At 62.6% G+C, this 21,752-nt stretch carries 22 protein-coding genes; 5 read left to right on the forward strand and 17 right to left on the reverse strand.

Annotated elements, in window-relative coordinates; translation table 11 throughout:
- Positions 1-131 precede the first annotated feature (131 nt).
- The 6 genes from VIQ49_RS27195 to VIQ49_RS27220 all read right to left on the reverse strand — a co-directional run bounded on the left by VIQ49_RS27195 (position 132) and on the right by VIQ49_RS27220 (position 4,396).
- Positions 132-998, reverse strand: a complete 867-nt coding sequence (locus tag VIQ49_RS27195) for an ABC transporter permease (RefSeq protein WP_331890000.1) — start codon at positions 996-998, stop codon at positions 132-134.
- Between the two features lie 20 nt (positions 999-1,018).
- On the reverse strand, positions 1,019-1,780 hold the full coding sequence (locus VIQ49_RS27200; protein ID WP_331890002.1) for an ABC transporter permease: 762 nt from the start codon (positions 1,778-1,780) through the stop codon (positions 1,019-1,021).
- Between the two features lie 106 nt (positions 1,781-1,886).
- Positions 1,887-2,699 carry a hypothetical protein gene (locus VIQ49_RS27205; protein WP_331890004.1) on the reverse strand — a complete coding sequence of 271 codons (813 nt, stop codon included), beginning with the start codon at positions 2,697-2,699 and terminating at the stop codon, positions 1,887-1,889.
- Positions 2,696-3,457: a hypothetical protein gene (locus tag VIQ49_RS27210; protein ID WP_331890006.1), complete on the reverse strand. Its 762-nt coding sequence runs from the start codon at positions 3,455-3,457 to the stop codon at positions 2,696-2,698. The genes VIQ49_RS27205 and VIQ49_RS27210 overlap by 4 nt, the downstream gene beginning before the upstream one ends.
- Before the next feature lie 10 nt (positions 3,458-3,467).
- Positions 3,468-3,764, reverse strand: a complete 297-nt coding sequence (locus VIQ49_RS27215; protein ID WP_331890008.1) for a cytochrome C oxidase subunit IV family protein — start codon at positions 3,762-3,764, stop codon at positions 3,468-3,470.
- A 5-nt stretch (positions 3,765-3,769) separates the two neighbouring features.
- Entirely contained in the window at positions 3,770-4,396 is a 627-nt protein-coding gene (locus VIQ49_RS27220; RefSeq protein WP_331890009.1) for a cytochrome c oxidase subunit 3, read from the reverse strand.
- Between the two features lie 353 nt (positions 4,397-4,749).
- On the opposite strand from VIQ49_RS27220, the gene VIQ49_RS27225 reads away from it, so the two are divergent.
- From VIQ49_RS27225 to VIQ49_RS27240, 4 genes are all read left to right on the forward strand, one after another.
- Entirely contained in the window at positions 4,750-5,352 is a 603-nt protein-coding gene (locus VIQ49_RS27225) for a helix-turn-helix domain-containing protein (protein ID WP_331890012.1), read from the forward strand.
- A 117-nt stretch (positions 5,353-5,469) separates the two neighbouring features.
- On the forward strand, positions 5,470-5,988 hold the full coding sequence (locus VIQ49_RS27230; protein ID WP_331890014.1) for an SRPBCC family protein: 519 nt from the start codon (positions 5,470-5,472) through the stop codon (positions 5,986-5,988).
- A gap of 28 nt (positions 5,989-6,016) precedes the next feature.
- Positions 6,017-7,591 carry a long-chain-fatty-acid--CoA ligase gene (locus VIQ49_RS27235; RefSeq protein WP_331890016.1) on the forward strand — a complete coding sequence of 525 codons (1,575 nt, stop codon included), beginning with the start codon at positions 6,017-6,019 and terminating at the stop codon, positions 7,589-7,591.
- Positions 7,592-7,627: 36 nt separating this feature from the next.
- Entirely contained in the window at positions 7,628-8,440 is an 813-nt protein-coding gene (locus tag VIQ49_RS27240) for a mycofactocin-coupled SDR family oxidoreductase (RefSeq protein WP_331890018.1), read from the forward strand.
- Positions 8,441-8,473: 33 nt separating this feature from the next.
- Here the strand turns inward: VIQ49_RS27240 and VIQ49_RS27245 are convergent, their stop codons facing one another.
- The 4 genes from VIQ49_RS27245 to VIQ49_RS27260 are packed head-to-tail and all read right to left on the reverse strand — an operon-like array spanning position 8,474 to position 12,430.
- Entirely contained in the window at positions 8,474-9,250 is a 777-nt protein-coding gene (locus tag VIQ49_RS27245) for a crotonase/enoyl-CoA hydratase family protein (RefSeq protein WP_331890020.1), read from the reverse strand.
- On the reverse strand, positions 9,247-10,014 hold the full coding sequence (locus tag VIQ49_RS27250) for an SDR family NAD(P)-dependent oxidoreductase (protein ID WP_331890022.1): 768 nt from the start codon (positions 10,012-10,014) through the stop codon (positions 9,247-9,249). The genes VIQ49_RS27245 and VIQ49_RS27250 overlap by 4 nt, the downstream gene beginning before the upstream one ends.
- 48 nt (positions 10,015-10,062) lie before the next feature.
- Positions 10,063-11,223, reverse strand: a complete 1,161-nt coding sequence (locus VIQ49_RS27255; RefSeq protein ID WP_331890024.1) for an acyl-CoA dehydrogenase family protein — start codon at positions 11,221-11,223, stop codon at positions 10,063-10,065.
- Positions 11,224-11,278: 55 nt separating this feature from the next.
- Positions 11,279-12,430, reverse strand: a complete 1,152-nt coding sequence (locus VIQ49_RS27260) for a thiolase family protein (protein WP_331890026.1) — start codon at positions 12,428-12,430, stop codon at positions 11,279-11,281.
- A 118-nt stretch (positions 12,431-12,548) separates the two neighbouring features.
- Here VIQ49_RS27260 and VIQ49_RS27265 point away from each other — a divergent pair, with 118 nt between their 5' ends.
- Positions 12,549-13,601: an acyl-CoA dehydrogenase family protein gene (locus VIQ49_RS27265; RefSeq protein ID WP_331890028.1), complete on the forward strand. Its 1,053-nt coding sequence runs from the start codon at positions 12,549-12,551 to the stop codon at positions 13,599-13,601.
- 49 nt (positions 13,602-13,650) lie between these two features.
- Here VIQ49_RS27265 and VIQ49_RS27270 read toward each other — a convergent pair whose 3' ends face one another.
- From VIQ49_RS27270 to VIQ49_RS27300, 7 genes are all read right to left on the reverse strand, one after another.
- Positions 13,651-14,802 carry a thiolase family protein gene (locus tag VIQ49_RS27270; RefSeq protein WP_331890030.1) on the reverse strand — a complete coding sequence of 384 codons (1,152 nt, stop codon included), beginning with the start codon at positions 14,800-14,802 and terminating at the stop codon, positions 13,651-13,653.
- 63 nt (positions 14,803-14,865) lie between these two features.
- Complete coding sequence (locus tag VIQ49_RS27275) at positions 14,866-16,377, reverse strand: class I adenylate-forming enzyme family protein (protein WP_331890032.1); 1,512 nt, start codon at positions 16,375-16,377, stop codon at positions 14,866-14,868.
- Between the two features lie 138 nt (positions 16,378-16,515).
- The gene (locus tag VIQ49_RS27280) at positions 16,516-17,703 is read right to left on the reverse strand and encodes an acyl-CoA dehydrogenase family protein (protein ID WP_331890034.1); all 1,188 of its coding nucleotides are present in this window, start codon (positions 17,701-17,703) and stop codon (positions 16,516-16,518) included.
- A gap of 21 nt (positions 17,704-17,724) precedes the next feature.
- A complete protein-coding gene (locus VIQ49_RS27285; RefSeq protein ID WP_331890036.1) occupies positions 17,725-18,516 on the reverse strand; it encodes an enoyl-CoA hydratase/isomerase family protein in 792 nt (263 codons plus the stop codon).
- Positions 18,517-18,576: 60 nt separating this feature from the next.
- The gene (locus VIQ49_RS27290) at positions 18,577-19,845 is read right to left on the reverse strand and encodes an FAS1-like dehydratase domain-containing protein (RefSeq protein ID WP_331890038.1); all 1,269 of its coding nucleotides are present in this window, start codon (positions 19,843-19,845) and stop codon (positions 18,577-18,579) included.
- 52 nt (positions 19,846-19,897) lie between these two features.
- Positions 19,898-21,406: a long-chain fatty acid--CoA ligase gene (locus tag VIQ49_RS27295; RefSeq protein ID WP_331890040.1), complete on the reverse strand. Its 1,509-nt coding sequence runs from the start codon at positions 21,404-21,406 to the stop codon at positions 19,898-19,900.
- A 37-nt stretch (positions 21,407-21,443) separates the two neighbouring features.
- The gene (locus VIQ49_RS27300) at positions 21,444-21,752 is read right to left on the reverse strand and encodes a hypothetical protein (protein WP_331890042.1); all 309 of its coding nucleotides are present in this window, start codon (positions 21,750-21,752) and stop codon (positions 21,444-21,446) included.

A 21,752-nucleotide genomic window follows, 5' to 3' on the forward strand; every position in this document is an offset into this window, starting at 1 on the left:
GTCAGATGAGAACGGCTTGACGACCCATACCGCGACAAGGACGCAGACAACGGCCAACAACACAAGTCCTCTACTACGCAGAGCCCACACACCGAGTCCGTGGTGGCTCCGCCCTTGCCCGAATACCCATTTCATCCCGAGAAACTCACCGCCGTGTCGAATCCCCACATCAGGATTGTCAGAACCATGTCCAGTGACACGATCAGGACCAGACTTGCGCGAATGGCGCGACCTGACGCGACCCCGACGCCCTCGGGCCCGCCGCTGGCGTAGAAGCCGTAGTACGAGTGCGCGATGATGACCGCGACGGTGAGGATCAGGACCTTGACCACCGAGTAGACGACATCCACCGGCTCGACGAACATGTGGAAGTAGTGTTGATAGGCGCCCTCGGACTGCTGATAGAGCACCGACGAGACCAATTGCGCTGAAAGGTAACTCACCGTCAGGGCCGCCAGATAGATCGGCACTATGGCGAGCATCCCGGCGATGACACGCGTCGTCACCACAAACGGGATCGGGCGGACTCCCTGCACCTCGATGGCGTCGATTTCCTCGGCGATCCGCATGGAGCCGATCTCCGCGGTCATCCGGCAGCCGGCCTGGGCCGCGAAACCGACGGCGGCGATCATCGGGGCTATCTCGCGGGTGCTGGCAAGTGCTGACAACAGCCCGCTCATCGCACCGAGGTTGAGCGTGCTGAGCGACGTGACGCCGAGAACCCCGATCATCCCGCCGGTGGCAGCGCCCAAAATGATGAGAACTCCGGCGATTCCCCCGCCCACGACAACAGAACCACGCCCCCAGGTGACGTCGTTGAACGCAACGAGGACATGCGACCGATACTTGGTCAATGCCGGCAGGAAGCCCGCGATCACCTGCGCGACGAAATGTACAAGATGACCGAGGCGTTCAGGTGCGGCCCAGAGCCGGGGACCGAACCGGACCCGGTCGATCCACCTGAAAATCTGCGGCCGATACCGACTGGGGGTGCTCACTGGCTTCACGTCATCATTCCTCAGACGAGCTGCGGTGGATAGAACATCGACGTCACCTGGGTGATGACGAGGTTGAGGACAACAGCAACAACGATCCCGAGCACCACCGCCGCGTTCACCGCATCGGCAACTCCTCGCGGTCCACCTTTTGCGTCCAGTCCTCGGTAGCTGGCGATGATGACCACGACATATCCGAAGATCACAGATTTGAAGACGCAGATCGCGAGGTCGGTGATCGATGCGAAACTCCCGAACGACTGCCAATAGGAACCGCTGACGACACCCTGCCCCATCACCGCGACCACAAAGCTGGCCAGGACGCTGACCAGGATGATGAAGATGGCCAGCACCGGTGCGACCAAGGTCATCGCAACCAACCGGGGTGCCACCAACCGGCGCATCGGATCGATGCCGAGCACACGCATGGCATCGATTTCCTCGCGGATGGTGCGGGCGCCGAGGTCGGCCGCAACCGCCGAGGCCCCCGCACCACCGATCAAAAGCGCTGCTGCCATCGGCGCACCTTGTTGCATGACACCCATCCCACCGACCGCACCGGACATCGACGATGCACCGAGATTGCTGGTGAGGCTGCCGATTTGAACGGCAATGATGACACCGAATGGAATCGACATGAGAATGGCGGGCAACACCGTGACGGTCAGCAGAAACCATGCCTGCACCACGGCGTCGCGGAACGGAAACCGACCGGTCGCCACGTCGGTCACAACGTAGATCGAGGTGAGGGCGCCTAGGCGGACTGTACGACCGAACGTTCTCATCCGGTCATCACCTCACTGTCGGCGAGCACATCGAAGAGTCCTCCTGGGCCACACTGACTTCGAACGACCGCTGAGCATGGTCGACCGGACGACATCGCTGGATCGATCACCCGAATGACGTCTGGGCGACGTTGTCTTGCGCATCGTCCGGCTCTCCGACTCGTGGGACGCTGTCCTTGATCGCCCCGCCGATCGCCAGTACCAGGCCGACCATCCAGATGCCGAAGATGATGATCCCAAGCCAGAAGTCGAGTAGACCGTTCCAGGCGAAAGGTCCGGTGCGCCAGACGAATGCCGGCAAGAACAGCAGCTCCGACACCGCGGCCCACACGCTGACGTAGCCGAACCACAGCGGCAACACCTTGCCGCCGTTGACGAAGATCGCTATCGCAATGATCGAATATTGGATCAAAAAGCCACTGATCACTGCGATCAGGATGAGGTAGCAGACGTCGTTGAGCATCTGGATCATCGCCGGGTCTCGTTCAGGACGGAGGACGAGCACACCCCAGATCGCGGTGAGGGTTCCCGTCGTCGGCAACATGACCGCCGCATAGACACCCAGATAGATGTTCCCGAACAGCTTTCCACTGCGTGGCATCTTCCGGATGAACGCGATGGCCAGGCCCTGCAACGGCACCTGCAGACCATTGACGAACAGCAGGACCACGATCGGAATCGAGATCAGGCTGGTACCGCGGTAGATCTCGGCGACTTCCTCCGGGTTCTTCGACGGCGCAATCGGCGGCATGAGCGGTCCGATCGTGAACATCGCGAGCGTCAGCGCGACCATCGCCACGGGGTACATCCACAGGCACACCCATTGATCGAATGTTCGCCTCGTCGGCCGAAAGCCGAAGGGGTCGTTGCGCTTTTTCTTGCCCATTGCCGTCGTCGACGTGGTGTCGAGCGTGGTCATACCGTGCTCCTGCCGGACTCCTGAATCTCACCCTCGACGCCGGCCAACTCGGTCATCTCGTCGAGTTCGTCCTGGACCTGACGTTTCAGCGCAGCGCGGGTGAGCATCCACAGCACAATCAGGAACAGGATGTAGGAACCGAACCTCAGGTAAAACGAGATGGCACCGTCCCACGCCAGCGGACCGTCGGTCGTGGACACGGCCAGTGCACTCGGCGCGATGCACACCGCCATCGCAATGGTGAACCATCCCGACCATCTCGGGAAGACCGGACGCCGACTCTGATCGAGCAGGATCGCCGCGCCGAGGAGGCCGATCTGGACGACCAGGACCCCCACGGGGGCAACGAAGCAGATCCACCCGATGTCATTGAGCAACTGGATCAGTTCCGGCTGCCTGTCCGGACGCAGGGCCGCGGCCAACCACGCAACATCGGCGACTGCGAACAATCCCGCATTCGATGCGACGCACATGAAAAACGCGTACAGAAGAGCCTGATTCCACAGCTTCATCCGACTCATCTGCATCGCGACCACAACAAAGAACGGGACGACGAGCGCCGACGCGGCGTTGATGATCAACAGACCGGTACGGATCGGACCGACATTGTCCCGGTAGTACGCCGCAACGTCTTCCGCCGACATGTTCGGGGACATGGGCGGCAGGAAACCTGCAATCGCCATCGCAGCAATGAGGAGCACCACGAAGATCGGTGCCAACCAGAGACAAAGGCTCTGGTCTCTTGTATTCAGTGACATTTGTTGAACCTCACAGCAGGCCGAAGGGATAGAAGGAGATGATCGTCAGCCCGACCAGAACGACCCAGACATCGCAGATGGTTCGCAATCGACGCGGAGCCTCGCGAACCTCCATGAAATAGCGGATGACAAACCAGACCTTGATGATTGCGATGAGCAGCACGATCGTCGTATAGACGTCGCGAGCGTTGCCCGAGTCGCCGAGGCCGGCGATCGTGACGGACCCCACCCACCAGGAGATCAACGTGCTGACCATCAAGAACAGCCAAACTCGGACCACCGTGGTCCGTAACGCCATTTGAAGCATTCAGATCACCTCACCAAGTAGAGAAGCGGGAACAGGATGATCCACAGCAGGTCAACCATGTGCCAGTAGATGGCCGCCGAATCCACCAGTTGCCAGTTGGGCTCGGGTCGCCGACGAAGATGGGTCACAATCGCGAAGAGTGCAATCAGTCCTACCACCACATGACCCAAATGCAATGCGCACATCATGTAGTAGTACGAGCCGAAAGCACTTGAGCCGAAGGTCAATCCGGCTCGGATCTCGATGGTCCACTCGATCGACTTGATGACCATGAACAAGACGCCACAACCCATGGCAGCGTAGAGCAAGCGATATGCCACTCCGCGTTCGCCGAATCGGACAGCAGTCAGAGCCAGTACAACGAACAGGGAACTTGTCAGCAACACGAGCGTGTTGATCGCCCCAAAACCCTTGTGGACATGCTCCTGGGCTGCGGCAAAGGCATCCGGATTGTCCGAGCGAGAATAGGCGTAGGTCGCGAACATGACAACAAAGATCGTCATCTCCCCGAGGACGAACAGCCATATCTCCCAGCCACCCGGGATGCTTCTGTCGTTTTCAGCGGTGTCCACTCCGGGATCGGAGTCTGCGACCTTGACCGCCAGCGTTTCACGGCCGACCGGTGTGTTCACGTGCTCGCCACCAGCTCCGGACCGATCAGACCCCCCAGCCGATCGGTGACCACCCCATTGGATCGAGTTTTCTTGCAAGACAAGTCGTTTCACTTTCCTTTCCGGAAAGGCAGTGTCCCTCGCACCGATCGAGCGGTTGCGGGAGGGTCTTCCGCCTGGGGGTCGCAGTCGGCCAGGGAGGACGTCCTTGAATGTTTGACACGATTACGTCTCTACATCTCAGAGTAGCACCCGTCACACTCCCGAGCAAAGATCCTGCACATCACTGCACCTGGCACCGACCAACACTGGTGAGTTCGAGTCGAGGGTGTGGATACGATGAGCGCACCACAATCAGAAAGGTCGATCACGACATGGCCCTGGGGCGACCGCTGCGCACAACTGCGAGTCCGGAACAGCAAGGTCAGCACATTCTCCAAGCTGGTTACGCGGAGTTCTCGACCGTCGGCATCCGACGGGCCAATATGGAACTGATCGCGCAAAGAGCCGGCGTCAGCCGAAGCACCCTCTATCGCCGATTTCCCAGCAAAGAAGCCCTGCTGTTCGCTGTCGTGAGTGAGACATCGGGCTCGATGATGAGCCGACTGGCGACCGAGTCGAAGGCACCCACACCGCAGGAGGCACTGGTACGCGCCACGGTGACGGCCGTCCGCTACTCGCGCGAAGATGCGCTGATCAGGCAGTTGGTCTCTTCTGATCCGGAGATGTTCAGCGGCTTCTTCGGTTTCACCAACCCCGGAATGGACTCCGTCCTCGAAGCGATCACCCACATCGGCGCCACCCTCCTCCAGGACACCGGGGCCAAAATGCCATTCGATGACCTGCGCACGGCCGTCGAAGTGGCGGTCCGGGTGACGACGTCGATACTTGCCGTTCCATCGAACGCAGTCGACATGAGCAGTGACGAATCGGTCGGCAAATTCGCCGCAACATTCCTCGCACCAGCCATCTGGTGACCTGATCAGCAGGGGCATCGACCCCACCGTTCCACCGGCAGCGGCACCGTTCGCCCTAGAGTTGGCAACTTGGAGCAAACCTGTCGTTTTGTGTCGTCACGTGTATATGCTCACCCCATGCCACGTAGCCACAACCTGTCTCCCTTTGCGGAAGACTTCTTCGATCGGGCACCGATCACCTATCGGATCGACACCCGCATCCCGGTGCGGCCGGAGCGCGCCTGGGCGGAGCTGACCAGGGAGAACACCCTTGACTGGTGCAGCGAAATCAATTCGATCGAGTTCACTTCACCAGAACCGCACGGCATCGGCACCACACGGTCTGCGGTGCTCGGCCACGGCCGAATCAAGCTCTCCGAGAGATACTTCATCTGGGAGGCCGACACCGAGGCCAGTCGGTACCGGAACGCATTTCTGGTGACCGATGCGAACATTCCGGGACTGCGCCGCTTCGGTGAGTACACCGAAGTGGTTGCCGACGGCGACGGTTCCCGACTTCGATGGACCTTCGCGGTCGAACTCGCGACTTCATCCACGATCGCCCACTCGGTGGTCGGCGGCGTCTTCCGCATCCCCCTCGGCCGGGTCAAATCCGACACGATCAAACATTTCAACACTTTGCCCATACAGAACTGACCTGCAATCCCGGTAGAAAGGTATCTCCGTGTCCGAACTCAGCGCTAGCCGCAACGCCACCTGGTCGACCCAGATCCGCCACCACGCCGACAACCGTCCAGACCAACCGGCACTGCGGTTCGGTGGTGCCACCACGACGTGGTCCGAGCTCGATCACCGTGTCTCACAGGTGGCCGACTGGGCAGTCAACTTCGGTGTCCACCAGGGTGATCGGGTGGCATTGTTCATGGGCAACCGACCTGAGTTCTTGGAGGTCACATACGCCTGCGCCCGCCTCGGCGCCATGGTGGTACCCATCAATTTCCGACTCACCCAACCAGAAGTCGAATACATCCTCGCCGACTCCGGAGCGACGTTGCTGGTCACCGACTCCACGTTCGGCGCGGTGGCCAGGGCCGCGGCGGCGACCGCCGGTATTGCCGTGGTGATCGCCGATTCGGACGGAACCTCCGCTGTCGGCGCCACCGACTACGACGAGATCATCAGCGGGAAATGGCCGGCGCACGCACCGGCTACCGTCAACTCCGACGATCCCGCCGCGATCATGTACACATCCGGAACCACCGGGCGCCCGAAAGGCGCGGTCCTGACCCATGACAATTTCGCCGCAACCACCGATGTGCTGGTTCGCGCCTGGAAGTTCGTCTACGACAACGAGGTGGTCCTCGCCGCCACTCCCTTGTTCCATATCGGTGGCTTCGGGGCGACCACGGCGCCTATCCGGTTCGGGCGGCCGCTGGTGATCCTGCCGAGCACCCCGTTCAACCCGGACGATGTCCTCAACCTCGTCGAGAGCGAGGGCGTCACAACCACATTCATGGTCCCTCCGCAGTGGCAGGCCATCGTCGCGGTTCCCGACGCCGGCGATCGGGGCCGCACTCTGCGCGCCATCACGTGGGGCGCGGCACCGGCATCGGTTGTCCTGCTCGAGACGTTGGGCACAACGTTCCCGACCGCCGAGATCGTCGCGATCTTCGGACAAACCGAGATGTCACCCATCACCTGTGTGCTCTACGGCGACGAGGCAATCGCGAAGCAGGGGTCCGTCGGCCGTCCGGCTCTCAATGTCTCGATCCGGGTGGTCGACGACGAGATGAAGGATGTCGGCCCCGGAGAAACGGGCGAAATCGTCTACCGGGGGCGTGGACTCATGCGCGAATACTGGAACAACCCAGAGGCGACCGCGGCAGCGTTCGAGGGAGACTGGTTCCACTCCGGCGATCTGGTTCGTCGCGACGCCGACGGCTACGTCTTCGTCGTCGATCGGAAGAAGGACTTGATCATCTCCGGCGGCGAGAACATCTACTCGGCCGAAGTCGAGCTGACATTGAGCACACACCCCGCGGTCGCGGATGCCGCAGTGATCGGCCGCCCCGACGAGAAGCTCGGCGAAGCCGTTGTCGCGGTGATAGTCCCGGCCGACGCCGACAACCCTCCGGCCCTCGACGAACTGATCACGCATTGCCGCAAGAGCCTGGCGTCCTACAAGAAGCCCCGGGATCTGGTGATCGTCACCGAATTGCCTCGCAACGCGACAGGAAAGATCATGAAGCACACGCTGCGTGCCGATACCACGGCGGTTCCGGCAACCTCCCGCACCTGACAACCGTCGACGAAGAATTTCGAAAGGAACTGACACATGGGACGTTTCGAGGACAAGGTAGTCTTCATCACCGGTGTTGCACGCGGGCAGGGGCGGTCACACGCTGTTCTCGCGGCGCGAGAAGGTGCCAATGTCATCGGGGTCGATCTGGCCGGCCCGCTACCGCATGTCCCCTACGATTCAGCCACCGTTGCCGATCTCGACGAAACGCGCCGCCTCATCGAAGAGGCCGGTGCAAAAGCACTTCTCGTCCAGGGCGACGTTCGAGATCTCGACGCGCTGAAAGCTGTCGTCGATGAGGGTGTGGCAGCGTTCGGTGGGCTCGACACCGTCATCGCCAACGCCGGGATATGCGTCCCCCAAGTGTGGTCTGACATCACCGCAGACAGCTTTCGAGACACGATCGACATCAATGTGACCGGTGTCTGGAACACCATCACCGCCGGCGCCCCGCACCTGATCGCCCGCGGTGGCGGCGCAGTGGTACTGATCAGCTCGCTGGCAGGCAAGAAGTTGCAGCCGTTCATGGTTCACTACACGACCAGCAAGCACGCCCTCGTCGGGATGACGCGCGCGTTTGCCGCGGAGCTCGGCCAGCACAATATCCGGGTCAACAGCGTGCACCCCGGTGCCGTCAATTCGCCCATGGGCACGGGTGAGATGATCCCGCGCATCGTGAAGACGAACGAAAGCAATCCGCGTCTGGCCGGCATGGGTATGCCTTTCCTCAATCAGTTCTCGGCAGAGCCCGAAGAAGTTGCGGATCTGGTGGCCTTCTTGGTGTCGGAAGAAGGAAAATTCATTACCGCCGAGCACATTTCGATCGATGGCGGATCGCAATACTTCTGACGGAACCGACGATCGAACGTTGGACGGGCACGTTCACCGGCCCGTCCAGCGCGGTGCCCGACGCTCGGTGAAGGCCCTCGGGCCTTCAGTGGCATCCTCCGACGCAAACACCGGGTCGGTGTAGGCAGACTGACGCTCGAACGCTTCGGCATCGGTCAGTGTCCGGGACTCGAGGGCAAACGCCTTGCTCGCCTGAACGGCCAGTGGAGCGTTGGCGGCTATCGTCACCGCGAGTTCGCGGGCCACGGGCGCAGCGGAACCGTCCTCCACCACCCGATTGATCAGTCCGTATCCGTGAGCGATCTCGGCAGTGATCGGCTCCCCGGTCAGCAGTAACTCCATCGCGACCGCCCTGGGAAGTAGCCGTGGCGCCCGGAAGATGCCTCCCGCACGAGCTGCCAGCCCTCGCTTCACCTCGGGCAGACCGAACTTCGCACCGGCACCGGCGACAACAAGATCCGACGCCAACACCAGTTCGAACCCACCACCGAGTGCCCAACCTTCGACCGCCGCGATCAGCGGTTTGCGTGGCGGCGCCTCGACGAGACCGCCAAAACCCCTGCCCGCGACGACTGGACGCTCACCGAGCTGGAACCGTCTCATATCCATCCCCGCGCAGAAGGTGCCGCCGCTGCCCGTGAGGATCCCGACACGTACATCAGGGTCGTCGTCGAGACGGACCAGCGCATCAGCGATCAACTCGGACGCCGCCTTGGTCATCGCATTGCGCTGTGCCGGACGGTTGATCGTGATCGTTAGGATCCCACCGCGCGACTCGACGAAAACCTCGCTCCCCTGTGGATCCGTCATCGGGGCGCCATCCGGATCGCACCGTCGAGACGGATCGTCTCACCGTTGGCGTACGAGTTCTGCAGTAGTGTCAGCGCCATGCCCGCGTAATCGGCGGGCAGTCCGAGACGCTTCGGGAACGGGACGCCGGCCGCGAGACCCTCGCGGATGTCGTCGCGTAGCCGGGCTAGCATCGGGGTGTCGAAGAGTCCGGGAGCAATGGTGTTGACACGAATCCCGACACTGGCAAGGTCACGCGCGGCAACCAGGGTGATTCCGTGGACCGCTGCTTTCGATGCCGTGTAAGAGGTTTGACCGATCTGGCCATCGAACGCGGCAACCGACGCGGTCAGGACGATCGCACCCCGCTCACCGTCGACCGGCTCGTTCCGAGCGATGCGCGCAGCCGCGAGGCGCAACAGATTGTAGGTGCCGATCAGGTTGACTTCGACCACGTTGCGGAAGCTGTCGACCGGCGCCGGATTGCCGTCGCGGTCCAGGATTCGTAGTCGGTCGCCACCGCGGCCCGCGCAATGGACCGCGCCCCGTAGCGGCCCGTGTGAGCCGGCGGCATCGAGCGCTTCGGACAGGGACGTTTCGTCCGTGATGTCGGCAGGGACGAACGTGGCCGCGTCACCGAGGCGCTTTGCCGTCGACTCACCATCGGAGCCGCGTAGATCGACGATGACGACGCGTCCACCGCCTTCAACGATGGCTGTGGCGGTCGCCTCACCGAGACCGGATGCACCACCGGTGACGAGGAATGTGTTGTCTGTCAGCTTCATTGGATCCAGACTCTTGTTGGGTTGACGACGACTCCTGCACGCGCTGCTTCAGGCAGGGAAGCGGCGGGCCAGGTCACGCCCAATGATCTCTTTCATTATCTCTGTGGTGCCACCGACAATTGTCTGGACCCGCGCATCGGCGTACGCGCGCGAGATGGGGTATTCGTCCATGTAGCCGTATCCGCCGAATAGCTGTAGGCACCCGTCGATGACACGCTTCTGCAATTCCGTCGTCCACCACTTGGCCTTGGCCCCGAGCGTGGCGTCGAAGGTGCCCTCGTTGTAGGCCAGGATGCTTTGCTCGAGGAACGTACGCGTGATGTCGACCTCCGTGGTGAGTTCGGCGAGCTTGAATCGCGTGTTCTGGAAGTCGATGATCCGCTCTCCGAACGCCTTCCGCTCACTGGTATAGCGAACCGTCCATTCCAGCGCGGCCTCGGCGGCGCACAGCGCCCGCCACGCGATCGACAATCGCTCCAGCGGGAGTTGCGCAGTCAAGTGATGAAAGCCTCGGCCTTCGTCACCGACGAGGTTTGCCACCGGTACCCGCACGTCCCTAAACGAGATCTCGGCTGTGTCCTGCGCATGTAGGCCGAGCTTGCGAAGTTTTCGACCGCGACCGAAACCCGGTGTGGTCGTGGGTATCAGGATGAGTGACAGCTGCGGTCGTCCCTCACGCTCTCCGGTACGCGCGGCGGCAAGAACGAGATCCGACGAGAAGCCACTCGTGATGAAAGTCTTCGCACCGTTGATGACCCAGTCGTCACCGTCACGTATCGCAGTGGTTTTCATCCCACGCAGGTCACTTCCGGCCGCCGGTTCCGACAATGCGATCGACGCGACGACCGAACCGTCGGCCATCGGTGAGAGCCATTGCTGCTTCTGGGCGTCGGTACCGAATGTGGTCAGATACGAGGCGACGATGTCCTCATTGATGGAGAACGCCGAGGCCAGGGCAGCCGCACCGACCTGGGCGAGCTCTTCCTGGACAACGCATCGAAAGCGGTAGTCCGCCGTACCGCCACCGCCGAATTCCTCGGGGAGACGAATACCCAGGATGCCGTGGGTACCCGCAGACTTCCACACGTCGCGTCCGGTGCTGCGATCCTCTTCCCACCGATCCAGGTTCGGGACCACTTCCCGGTTGACGAACTCACGGACGACCCCGCGAAAAGCACCGTGGTCGGCATCATAGAACGGTTGCGGCACAGCGCTTCTCCTGATCGGTGATCTGGCGATAGGGCTCGGTCGACGAAAGGGCCGACTAGGACAGGAGTTCGTAAATTGTCGCATTGGCGGTGCCGCCACCCTCGCAGATGGTCTGCAGCCCGTAGCGCAATCCCCGGTCACGCATGTGATGGATCAATCGCGTGGTCAGGATGGCGCCGGACGCTCCTAGAGGGTGCCCGACCGAGATCGCACCGCCCAACGGATTGACGCGATCGGGATCGGCGTCCAGTTCGATCTGCCAGGCCAACGGAACCGGCGCGAACGCCTCATTGATCTCGATGACACCGATGTCATTGATGTCGAGACCTGTGCGGGCGAGCACCTTTCGCGTGGCCGGAATCGGCGCGGTCAGCATCAGTACCGGGTCTGCCCCCGCGACCGAGCCGGCGACGATACGGACCATCGGGGTAAGCCCCAGTTCGGTGGCCTTCTCGGGCGTGGTGATCAGGACACCGGCGGCACCATCGGAGATCTGGGACGCGTTTCCTGCGTGGATGACTCCGTCGTCGCGGAATGACGGTTTGAGCTTGGAGAGGGTCTGAAGGGTGGTACCCCGCCGCAATCCTTCGTCGACATCCAGCTTACCGTCGAGGGTGTCGACCGCGACCAACTGAGCATCGAACCCGCCACTGTCGATCGCATCAGCGGTGAGCCGATGAGAACGAGATGCGTACTCGTCGAGCCTGGCACGCGACAGTCCCCACTTCCGGGCGATGAGCTCGGCGCCGGTTCCCTGGTCGAGATGATCTGTATCGTACCGGTCCAGAACCTTCTGGCCGTAGGGAAATCCTGACGCCCGGGCAGCACCCAGCGGAACTCTGGACATCGTCTCGACGCCACCTGCCACAGCGACGTCGTAGGCGCCGGAGATCACCGCGTGTGCGGCGGATTCGATTGCCTGCTGGCCTGATCCACATGCCCGGTTGATCGTCACTGCGGGCACCGAGTCGGGCCACCCCGCGGCCAAAACCGCGAACCTGCCGACATTGCTCGACTGATCGCCGAGTTGGGTGACGCACCCCCACATGACGTCGTCGACGATCACTGGATCAATCCCCGTTCGCAGCACCAGCTCTCGCAGGACGATCGCCGACAGATCCACCGGGTGTATTCCGCTGAGGGAGCCGTTGCGCTTACCGATGGGCGTACGGACCGCCTCAACGATCACTGCTTCGCGGCTCTGCATGTTGATTGACTCCGATCGATACAAGTGGGATGCACGTTGACAGTTCGCGGGGGAGGCATTGCTACCCAAAAGATAGATTACATGGTTAACTACGTCAAACACATGAGGAGAGAGTGCCATGGACTTCGCGCTGAGCGACGAACAAGAAGCCCTCGTAGACGCCGAACACGCCTGGCTGACGAAGAACGATCCTTTGGTTCGGCTACGCGAATCGCCGGAAGGCAAAGCACCCCGGCTGTCACCTGTCGAGGTCCGGCACCTCACCGAATCAGGTCTGATCGGCCTGCTGACGGCGGAGATCGGCGGCACGCACGTGGACCTCGCGGTACTCGTCGAGGAACACGGTCGCAGCTGCAGCCCGATACCGCTGGCCGAACTCGCTGTGGCGGCGCGATTACTCGATTTACTGCATCACCCACTGCGCGGCGACGCCGAATCCGCAGCGGAGATCGTACTCCCGGCCCTCGGGTCGCTCGAGCGTTCGGCACTGCATGCCGAAGTTGACGGGAGAACCTTGACGTTGAACGGGACCACCGGGCCGGCCACCGGACTGGCCGACGCGACGCACATCCTCATAACGTGCGTGACGACATCCGGATCCGAGGTGGCGGTGGTGCTACCGGTCGCAGCGGTCACGATCCGCACACTCAGAACTCTGGATTTGACCCGATCGTGGTCGGTTGTGGAGCTGAACACCACAGTGCAGGCCGACCAGTGGTTCAATCTCTCGACGGGAACAGTGGCGTTTGTGCATGACGAGCTCACCGTCTACCGAAGTCTCGACGCGCTCGGGGCCGCCCGCAGACTGGTCGATACCACCGTGGGATACGCGCGACAGCGCACCCAGTTCGACCGACCGATCGCGAGCTTCCAGGCGATCAAACATCATTGCGCGAACATGGCCTTGTCGACCGAGACATCGCGAGCCGCGCTGTGGGCCGCGGCCGTCGCCCTGGACGGTGACGCCGACAACCGAGGCCGGGCAGTCTCAGCTGCCGCGGCGTTCGCCGGAGAGGGGACCAGCACCACAGCCCAGATCGCGTTGCAGGTCCATGGCGGCATTGGCTTCACCTGGGAACACGACCTCCATCTGCTGCTACGGCGAATCAAGGTCGACGAGTTGGTCGACGGATCGGTCTCGTTCCATCGGCGCCGGCTTGTCACGGCCTGAAGCCACACGGTCGCGGCCCCTGCGTCCGGTCGTTCCCGAACGTCGGCGATCAGCGCTGGTCTACCAACTCCAGGATGGTGGCATTCGCCTGTCCGCCACCTTCGCACATGGTCTGTAAACCGTAGCGAATGTTGTTGCGCTGCATGTGAACGATCATGTCGGTCAGTATTCGCGCCCCGGACCCACCGAGCGGATGTCCGAGGGCGATGGCGCCCCCGTTGGGATTCAATCGCTCCGGATCGGCTCCGATCTCCCGTAGCCATGCCAGCGGAACGGGCGCAAATGCCTCGTTCACCTCGAAGATTCCGATGTCATCGACCGTCAAACCCGACTTCGCGAGCGCTTTGGCGGTTGCCGGAATCGGAGCGGTCAGCATGATGACCGGGTCGGCGCCTGCGACCACCACCGTGTGAACGCGTGCGATCGGGTGCAGACCATGTTCGGCCGCGGCCTCCTCGCTCATGATCAGCAGTGCGGCGCTGCCATCGGAGATCTGAGACGCGTTACCCGCGTGGATCACTCCGTCTTCTCTGAAAACCGGCTTCAAAGTGGCGAGCTTGTCCACCGTGGTGCCCCGGCGGATTCCTTCGTCGCGGGAGACAACGGTACCGTCCGGAGTGGTCACCGGGATGATCTGCTTCTCGAAGTGGCCGGCATCCTGTGCCGTAGCTGCCTTTTCATGCGATCGAGCCGAGAAAGCGTCCAGTTCGGTGCGCGTGAGACCCCATTTCTCGGCGATCATCTCGGCGCCGACCCCCTGGTTCGGCGCGGTCTCGTACCGGGCCAGGAACCCCCGGCCGTACGGGGACCCACCGACTTTGCCCGCCGAACCCATCGGGACACGCGACATGGATTCCACACCGCCGGCGATCACGACGTCGTAGTGCCCCGCCTCGACACTCGCCACGGCGAAGTTCAGCGACTGTTGCGACGAGCCACACTGCCGATCGATCGTCACACCCGGAACAGAGTCAGGCCAACCCGCCGACAAGACAGCGTTCCGGGCGATGTCATTGGCCTGATCGCCCAATTGCTGAACGCATCCCCAGATGACGTCGTCGACGATGACCGGTTCGATGCCGGCTCGTTCGACGAGCGCGCCGAGCACCACCGCGGACAGATCAGCAGGGTGCACTCCGGCGAGTCCACCGTTCCTTCGTCCGACCGGTGTGCGGACCACTTCGACGATCACTGCGGGCAAGGTGTACTCCTCGGTGGTGCGGGTCCGGACTCATGTCCGGGAACGATTGCAATGGAACGTGATTCAGACTCGAGTCGTGGTCAAGGCGGCAACCATCTCCAGCACTCGTCGACGGTCGACCTTCATCGATGCGGTTCGCGGCAACGCCTCGACGGTATGAACTGCCACCGGTACCTCGTAGCCGGTGAGCTGCCCTCGCACGAAGGTTCTCAGCTCTTCCTGGTCGACTGGGGGTGCTCCGGCAACCAGTTCGACGACCGCAATCGGTACCTGCCCGAGCCTTTCATCATCCTGGCCGTAGACCGTGGCGTCATGGACCGAGCCGTGGCCGCGCAAAGCGTTGCAGACCGTCTCAGGTTGGACCTTGAACCCCCCACGCACGATGGCGTCATCCGCCCGCCCGTCGATGTACAAGAATCCGTCCTCGTCGAGGTGCGCGAGGTCACTGGTCCGCAGCCACCCTCCCGCACCGCTTCCGACCTGCTTCGCCGACACTTCCAGGCGACCGACACCGCCCACTGGGAGAACGGAACCGTCATCATCGACGGTTCGCATCCGTACGCCAGGAAACGGGCGTCCAACGCTGCCGCGCTTGAGTTTCCACCACTCGCGAATGAGCGGCTTGCTCCAACCGGCCACGGCGCCCCCGAACTCCGTTGCACCATAGACGATCATGACCGGGATGTCGTATTTGCCGGTGAACTCATCTGCGAGATCCGGGCTGACAAAAGTGGTCCCGGCGGTGACCGCGCGCAGACTCGCCAGTTTCTCTCTCGGGACATCGGCAGCCAGGACCGACCGCATCGCGGCGGGCGGAAGACTCGCCACACGCAACTGATGCTCGTGTATGGCGTTGGTCCACCCCTCGACCGTGAATCGCGGCAGCAACACGAAGGGCCGAGCCTCGGTCAATGCCTGCACGACACTGAACATCCCGCCGATGTGCACGATGGCGAGCGTCACGAGTGCAACCCCACCGGTGAGTGGATCGCGACGCGGCTTCGCGGCGCCCGTGTGTCTGTGAACGGCGGACATCGACGACTCGAGCTGACGCCAGGTCAACGGAATACGCTTCGGCGCCCCGGTTGTTCCGGAGGTGAACATCTCCACCGCAACAGGATTGGCGGCATCCGCGGGCGCATGATCTCTCGCAGATCCGGCCACACGCTCCTCGACATCGGGCCCGTCGACGGCTAAGCCGATGATCCCCGCACCGCGGGCCTGAGCCTCGAACTCCGCGCCATCCCAGAAATCGGCCGGCGCGAGGACCACCTGCGGTTTCGACGCCACCATGTCATCGGCAACACGGAGAGGCGGCTGCATGGGATTGAGCGTGATGATGGTCCGGCCCTTACCGAGCGTGGCCAGCAACGCCGCAATCGATTCCAACCTATTCCCGAGCACCACACCGATCCGGGCTCCTTCGCCGCAACCGGCACGCGTCAACTCCGCGTCGATCTTCTCAGTCAGTAGCCGCACCTCACCCCAGGTGTGCCAGCGCTGTTCCTGCTGAATCATGTTGATGCCGTCGGGCGCCGACCACAATTGTGTCAACGCTTCTCTGATGCTCGTCATCCGATGACTCCACTTCTGCCGACTACAAGACGGGGATCCGCAGCCGATCGGCAACGACCGTGCCCATGGCCCGCTCGCCGGTCATTCCTAAGCGAACACGCGTTCAAAGATAGATTACATAGTTAGATAGGTCAATGGTCAGCGCGGCATCCCCAATCCACGCTCCGCGATGATGTTGCGCATGATCTCCGAACTGCCACCGGCGATGGTGTAGGCGCGGGCATAGAGGAATCCGTCCTGCCAACGACCACGGTCGATCGCATCTGGGTCGCCTTCCACCAGAATCCCTGCCTCGCCGCTCAATTCGAGGGCAAACCGTTCCATCTCGACGCCGATCTCACTGAAGAGGAGCTTCGCCATAGGGGCGTCGTAGGTGCGTTCGGTCTTGCGTGACCAACGGCTGATGTTCGCATAGACCAGCGCGGAGAGGGCATCCACAGACGCTGACAGTGATCCGAGACGTTCCTGGACATGTCCATCCTCGATCGCCGGCCTGCCGTGGCGTGAGACGACCTTTGCCAGGTCGATCAGCGCCTCCACGTTTTGCCGCAGGCGTACCGCACTGGCCGCGACACCGCTGCGTTCGTGTCCGAGGCTCGAATTGGCAATGAGCCAGCCCTTGTTCAAGTCACCGACGAGCGCGTCGGCATCGATGAGAACGTTGTCGAGGAACACCTCGTTGAAGTCCGATGTACCGGTCATCTCGCGCAAGGGTCGGATGTCGATGCCCGGCGAGCGCATGTCAACGACGAAGGCGCTGATGCCCTTGTGTTTGGGGGCGTCGGCGTCCGTTCTGGCCAGTAGGTATCCGAAGTCGGCCCACTGACCGTGAGTGGTCCACACTTTCTGGCCGGTGACCCGGTACCCGCCACCATCGACCGGAACGGCTTTGGTACGCAATGACGCCAAGTCGCTGCCCGAACCCGGTTCACTGAACAGTTGACAGAAGATCTGGCGTCCGGACCGGATGCCGGGCAGATACCGCGCACGCTGCGCATCCGTGCCGAAATCGAACAGCGCATGAGCGATCAGATTGCCGGCCCCGGTCATGAGTGGCGCCCGGGCCCGCGCGATCTCCTCACCGACGACGACGCTGTGCTCTGCCGAATACGACGGACCGGCGCCACCGTATTGTTCTGGCCAATCACCGCCGAGGTATCCGGCCGCGAAGAGTTTGCCGGTCCACACCTTCAACAACTCGAGCTCTTCGGCGTTCTCCGCGCTCCGGACCCCTGCTTTTGGTGCGATGGCCGGTTTGTGTTCGGCGACGAACGCGCGAACCTCGGCCCGGAACTCCTCTAGCTCCGGCGCCATCCCGTAGTCCATGTCACGTCCTCACATCATGGGTCACGCCGGGCCACGAATCTCGAAATCGCGGGTGGGCACCGAATTTCGGTCCACCTGCGCCTTGCCAATCGGGTTTCCGATTACCGTGTACGACATGGCGGTGGCGAGTGCGTGTGAGCGGCCGGTGTCTTTCGACTCCCAGATCGCCCGGACGGTCCCCTGGATGGCCGCCGGCGGCTTCGTCGCGATCCTCCCGGCCAGGATGTCGGCCCGATCCCATAGTTCCGCGCGGGGCACGATCTCGCTGACGAATCCGATCTGGTGGGCGCGTTGGGCCGACATCCGCTCGTCCAGCCCCAGCAGCGCCATCCTGAGGACCTCACCGATCGGAATCCGGTGAGCCAGGCCGATGGGCTCCAGCGCTGCAACGATCCCGTACGACACGTGTGGATCGAAGAACTGGGCGTCCTCGCTGGCGATGATGATATCGGCCTCGTTCAGCCAATACAGCGCTCCACCTGCAGCCATTCCGTGGACGGCACAGATCAGCGGCTTCCAGCAACCGTTGTGTTTCGGAGAGAGGTCAGCGCCTGGGTCTGTCCGGCTGAAGGGATTGTCGGCAACGTAGGTGCCTTCTTTGACATCCATCCCGGTGCTGAAAGCGCGATCTCCACTGGCACGCAAGACGACGACATGGACGCCATCCGTTTCGTCCGCGTACTGCCACAGATCGCGAAACTCCGCGCGCATGGTGTTGGTGAACGAGTTCATCCGATCCGGGCGATTGAGCGTGATCGTCAGAACATGATCCTTCAGTTCGGCTATCACCGTTGTCAGGCTGCCCAGATCCACAGTTCCTCCTCGAATACGCGGTAGAGCACCATCATCGCGCCCCACTGTCAGCTACTCCAGCTATTCGGCGCGCCTGGCCGCAGAGAGCTCGCCGTGGCGCTTGAGCATCCGGGCCGCGATGGCACTCAGGTGGGCGGGTGGGGTGCGGAGCCCGGCGAGTCCCGTCTCGCGACTGGGCAGGGACACCGTTGCCGTCGCGGGGCACGTGACCTCGCCGCGCTGACTCGTCCCACGGAACTCCAGATCGACGAGATAGCGATCGCCTTCGACCCGTTTGCCCACCACCTCGCCGGTGAAACGATGGGTGTCTCCCAGGTAGTTGAATCTTCGCATCTGACTCGACATCGTCTCGATCCAGCCGTCATCCCCGATCCAGTCGGTGAGGAAGTGCGTCAGCCAGCAATCGCGGAGCATGCCGTAGTCGTAGGACGATGGGAGTCCGATTGACCGCGCGTATTCCGCGTCCCAGTGGATGCGCTGCGCGACATCGGGAATCCCCTGTTCATTGGCGATATAGAACGCCGCGATGCGCTGCCGGTTCTTGTAGGCGAGCCGGCCCGTGCACGGTGTGTACGGAGCGAATCCATAGCCACCCGAATGGAAGACGACCATGTCGGTCGTCGTCAGCGGCCCCTTCGCCATCAGACCCAGGCTGTCGCCGACCGTGGTGTCTTCCCAGTATCGGATGTCGGCGCCGCGTCTGACCTCGGCCGCGTAGATCGCGTCGATCTCGGCGATCTCCTCCGGTGTGTACGTCGCCGGTTCGATGGCGTCGTACTTCTTGCGCTTCTTGGACTCGTGACGCTCGGTGTGGATCGTGAGGACCTTCTGGATCTGGACGATCTCCGCGCGCTGGTTGAACTGCACGTGGATGCGGGTCACGACCAACGAACGACCGGCGAACTCCGACTCTTTGAGCTCGACGTCGTGGAAACCCTCGAACGAGTAGACAGTGTCGCCCTCGTATACCGGCTTGTACCAGTCGGTCGTGGATCCGGAGACAAACACGTGGATGCCCCGAAACGGCGGTCGCCGATGTTCTCTCGGCATCTTGTCCGCGAGGAGGTTCTTCGTCAGTGCGATGTTGATCATCGGCGGGGCGATCTGGCTCCCCCACCGGGTGTCCAAACCGTAGTCCTCGTCGGCGAACAGCGGATTGTCATCGCCGTAACTCCGCGCGAAGGCGCGCAGGACATCCGGGGTTGCGCGCGAGAATTGCTCACGACGGGTGACCGCGTGATACACGCCGACGATGTCCCGTGCCCGCTGAATGTCCTCGTCTTTGAAGCTGTAGATCTCCGGCTTCTTCTCGGTGGTCTCGATGGTCAATGCACTGCCTTTCGAAGTCGATGGGAACCATGGCGATTCGGGGATCTCCCGGTCAGACGGCCGACCGTTGACCGGTCAATCTCTCGACCACTTGGCGCCGGACCAGCTTCCCGGTCTCGTTGCGGGGCAATTCGTTCCAGTAGACGATCCGCTCCGGGGTCTTGCTGCTACGGAGCGAGGCGCGCACGAAATCCCGCAGCACGTCCACGTCGAGGTACGTGCCGGGCCGCAGGACGACAACAGCTTCGATCCGCTGGCCCCAGTCCGGATCCGGCACACCGACGACAACGGCGTCGAGCACGTCCGGGTGCCGGAGCAGCACGTCCTCGATCTCGGCCGGAGCAATGTTCTCCGCACCCCGGATGATGGTGTCGTCGACGCGGCCGCCGACAAACAGGTAACCCTCTGGATCGAGGTATCCCTTGTCTCGGGTATCGAAGAATCCACGGTCGTCGACCATCCGGCCGATTCCGGCGTATTCGGCCGAAACCTGTTCACCGCGAACACAGATGCGGCCGGTCACACCGGCCGGGACCATTTCGTCGGCAGCATTGCGGATCTCGACTTCGACACCCGGCACGATCTGGCCGACCGAACCCATCCGCGCGCGGACGGCTTCATCGTCGCTCTCCATGGCAACCCGATGATCGACCGGGCCGAGTACAGCGATCGTCGAACTGGTCTCTGTCAACCCATATGCGTTGACGAAACCGACATCCGGCCAGACTTGCAGCGCAGTCTCGATCACCCGCAACGGCATCGGCGCTCCCCCGTACGCCAGCCCGCGCAGTGACGGCAAGGACTTGTCTGCGGTGGACTCCACGATCCTCGCGAGCATCGTGGGGACAACGAGCGCATTTGTGATCCGCTCCGCCCGCACCACATCGAGCCACTGCTCTGGCGTGAACCGTTCCAGCACCACCGTGCGGCGACCGGCGAAGAGATTGGTGATGACGTTTGCAACCGCCGCGATGTGATACGGCGGCACGCTGACCAATGCGGTCTCATCATCAGCAGCTGCCGCAAACTCGACCGATCCCAATACGTAAGACAACAGATTGTCATGACGCAGGAGCACACCTTTGGGCGCCGACGTCGTTCCCGAGGTGTAGATGATCACCGCCGGCGCATCGGAGTCGACGGCATCGACAACGCCGCCGGCGTCACCGTCCGCCGAGGCCGTCAGAACATCGAGCCATTCACCAGGCTCGAATACCCGCAAACCTGCTTGCGCCAGAGTGTTCACCTGTTCGGGATCGGCGATAGCCAGGGCCCGTGGATGATTCGCCAGCAAAGAATCGAGTTGCTCCTGTCCGAGGCGGTAATTGACCGGCACGAGCGGCACACCGGCCCGCGCTGCCGCAAACATCGCCACCGGGAACGCCGGACCATTGACGGCCAGGTAGACGAGCGCGTCGGCCCCCGAATCCCGGATCACTCGCGCACCCGCCGCAGCGAGTTCCTTCAGGCGACTCGGATTCAGCCCGTGCTGGAGACCGCCGACTACGACACGATCGCCGAACCCGTCGACCGCCATGTCGAGCAACAGCGAGATGTTCATCAAGGCACTCAATTCAGTTCGGCCGGCGCCACTGTGATCAGTCGGACGACGGAAGTGGTTTGGCGGTCTTGATCAGAAGCGCGGCGCCGTTGGCCTCGAGCCGACCAACACCGCCTTTGGTGCACAGCAGTTCCAACCCGGCATGGTCGTCGACGTACCGCTTGCCGAGTTGTGCACCACCGGTGTGAGCGGCGGCGATCGCGGATCCATCACCACCGGCCACCTTGCCCGGGACCATCGGCACTCCGCCGCACGTCAACGTGATCTCGTCCGCCGGCGCACGGACCACGATGACGGTGGTCGTGTCCACCGCGCTGGCCAGCGACTGACCGGTTTCGAGAATCAT

The organism is Williamsia sp. (genome assembly GCF_036566845.1).
In the GTDB taxonomy this organism is placed as follows: Bacteria; Actinomycetota; Actinomycetes; order Mycobacteriales; family Mycobacteriaceae; genus Williamsia.

Coding starts and splice junctions, on each gene's coding strand:
- VIQ49_RS27200 (WP_331890002.1), bottom strand. CDS start 1,780: ATGAGAACGTTCGGTCGTACAGTCCGCCTAGGCGCCCTCACCTCGATC.
- VIQ49_RS27205 (WP_331890004.1), bottom strand. CDS start 2,699: ATGACCACGCTCGACACCACGTCGACGACGGCAATGGGCAAGAAAAAG.
- VIQ49_RS27210 (WP_331890006.1), bottom strand. CDS start 3,457: ATGTCACTGAATACAAGAGACCAGAGCCTTTGTCTCTGGTTGGCACCG.
- VIQ49_RS27215 (WP_331890008.1), bottom strand. CDS start 3,764: ATGCTTCAAATGGCGTTACGGACCACGGTGGTCCGAGTTTGGCTGTTC.
- VIQ49_RS27225 (WP_331890012.1), top strand. CDS start 4,750: ATGGCCCTGGGGCGACCGCTGCGCACAACTGCGAGTCCGGAACAGCAA.
- VIQ49_RS27230 (WP_331890014.1), top strand. CDS start 5,470: ATGCCACGTAGCCACAACCTGTCTCCCTTTGCGGAAGACTTCTTCGAT.
- VIQ49_RS27240 (WP_331890018.1), top strand. CDS start 7,628: ATGGGACGTTTCGAGGACAAGGTAGTCTTCATCACCGGTGTTGCACGC.
- VIQ49_RS27245 (WP_331890020.1), bottom strand. CDS start 9,250: ATGACGGATCCACAGGGGAGCGAGGTTTTCGTCGAGTCGCGCGGTGGG.
- VIQ49_RS27250 (WP_331890022.1), bottom strand. CDS start 10,014: ATGAAGCTGACAGACAACACATTCCTCGTCACCGGTGGTGCATCCGGT.
- VIQ49_RS27260 (WP_331890026.1), bottom strand. CDS start 12,430: ATGCAGAGCCGCGAAGCAGTGATCGTTGAGGCGGTCCGTACGCCCATC.
- VIQ49_RS27265 (WP_331890028.1), top strand. CDS start 12,549: ATGGACTTCGCGCTGAGCGACGAACAAGAAGCCCTCGTAGACGCCGAA.
- VIQ49_RS27275 (WP_331890032.1), bottom strand. CDS start 16,377: ATGACGAGCATCAGAGAAGCGTTGACACAATTGTGGTCGGCGCCCGAC.
- VIQ49_RS27280 (WP_331890034.1), bottom strand. CDS start 17,703: ATGGACTACGGGATGGCGCCGGAGCTAGAGGAGTTCCGGGCCGAGGTT.
- VIQ49_RS27295 (WP_331890040.1), bottom strand. CDS start 21,406: ATGAACATCTCGCTGTTGCTCGACATGGCGGTCGACGGGTTCGGCGAT.
- VIQ49_RS27300 (WP_331890042.1), bottom strand. CDS start 21,752: ATGATTCTCGAAACCGGTCAGTCGCTGGCCAGCGCGGTGGACACGACC.